Origin of the sequence: uncultured Fibrobacter sp. (assembly GCF_937877005.1) — a bacterium.
GTDB lineage: Bacteria > Fibrobacterota > Fibrobacteria > Fibrobacterales > Fibrobacteraceae > Fibrobacter.
In genome coordinates this window covers 1-1,629 of the sequence record NZ_CALEFV010000206.1, presented here as the reverse complement: position 1 = coordinate 1,629, position 1,629 = coordinate 1, and the positions used below count along the sequence as shown (strand labels likewise).

Here is a 1,629-nt window from a genome sequence, read left to right as displayed (position 1 = left end):
CCTGTTCAAGCAGGCCGATGTCGCTAGCCGCAACTTGCACATGGTTGCAAACCAGGCCGATTCAGCTATCGAAACCGTAACCGGTACCATTAACGAAAAGATTGCTCTTGCCGAAAACGCCATGAAGCAGATTTCGGAAGGCGCCACAAAGACAAACGAGTTGATCAACACCATCGAAGCGGACCCTGTATACAGCAAGATTCTGTATTCTTCCGAAATGGTCGACAAGGTGAACGAATTGGTCAACAAGCTGAACGAAATCGTACGCGCCATCGATACCAAGGGTATCAAGATGCTTGACGAAAACGGCAACCCGATCAAGCCCTTCACCTGGAAGAACCTGAATCTTGTCGGAAAGACGGCCCGCGTGAAGGCGCGCGAACGTGCAGAACAGGCCCAAAAAGAAAAGGCCCAGAGCGAAGCAAAGTAAGCCATGGACTTGAACAACCTTCCCAAGATGGGTCCAAAGAGTCTCGAGGCCCTCAAGTCTGCGGGTATCATTTCGCTTGCCGATTTTCTATTCAACATTCCCCGCACCTACCTGGACCAGACCAAGGTGACCGCCATCGGGAACCTGCACGTGGGCGACCGCGTGGTGGTGATCGGAAAGATTTTGCGCGGAGGGATTATTCGTGGGCGCGGCAGCCGCTATGTGGCAACCTTGGCCGACGGCACCGGTGAACTGACGCTTACGTTTTTTCAGGGCGCGCAGTACCAGAGCAAGCGTCTGAAACCGGGAACCCGCTGGCTTGCCACAGGCGTCGTTGGCGAATACCGCGGATTCCAGATGACGCACCCCGACATGCAGCCCATGGACGAAGACGAAGAGTTCTGCGGCCAGATTCTGCCGGTGTATTCCATGACTGAGGCGATGATCAAGGCCCGCATTACGCAAAGGGCGCTTCGCAACTGGTTCAGCGTGATTTTCCATTTCCCGGCGCTTACGCTTTCGGGAATTTGCCCGAGGGAGCTCACCGACTACCTGCATTACAAGCCGGTCATTGACGACTTGCGTATTCTGCACAAGCCCGCCGACTTCGATTCGATTCGCAAGGCGAAGCGGGAGCTCAAGGTTTTGGAACTGCTCCCCTTCTGCCTACGCATGGTGAAGCGGCGCGAGAACCAGAAGGTTCGCGGGCATGAAAGGCAGATTGACTTGGGCCAGGTCATGCTCGCCAAGTCGCGCTTGCCCTTCAATTTGACCGGCGGGCAGGACGCGGCGCTGAACCGCATCATTGACGGCCTGAACGGGAAAAAACAGTTTCACGCACTATTGCAGGGCGATGTCGGCTGCGGCAAGACGGTGGTCGCCATGCTCGCCATGCTTGCGGTATGCGGCACGGGCGAGCAATGCGCATTGATGGTGCCGACAGACATCTTGGCCAGACAGCACTATAAGCAGCTGAAACCGTTCTTTGACGCTGCGGGAATGCGCATCCAACTCCTAGTTGGGGCGACCTCCGCCGCCGAAAAGCGCCAAATCATCGGAGAGCTGCAGATGGGGCTCACCCAGGCGGTCATCGGCACTCACGCCCTGTACTCCAAAGATGTAACCTTCGCAAAGCTTGGCCTTGTCATCATAGACGAGCAGCACCGCTTTGGCGTAAACCAGCGCGAAGCACTCATGCA

Annotated in this window: 1 protein-coding gene and 1 pseudogene; both read left to right on the top strand. The window is 56.2% G+C overall.

All coding sequences use genetic code 11. The features are described from left to right. Positions 1-430, top strand: a pseudogene (locus tag Q0628_RS09445) (mammalian cell entry protein); the annotation flags it as partial. 3 nt (positions 431-433) lie between these two features. Continuing rightward, positions 434-1,629 (top strand): DEAD/DEAH box helicase (locus Q0628_RS09440; protein ID WP_298770431.1); only part of this gene is annotated, 1,196 nt, incomplete at its 3' end.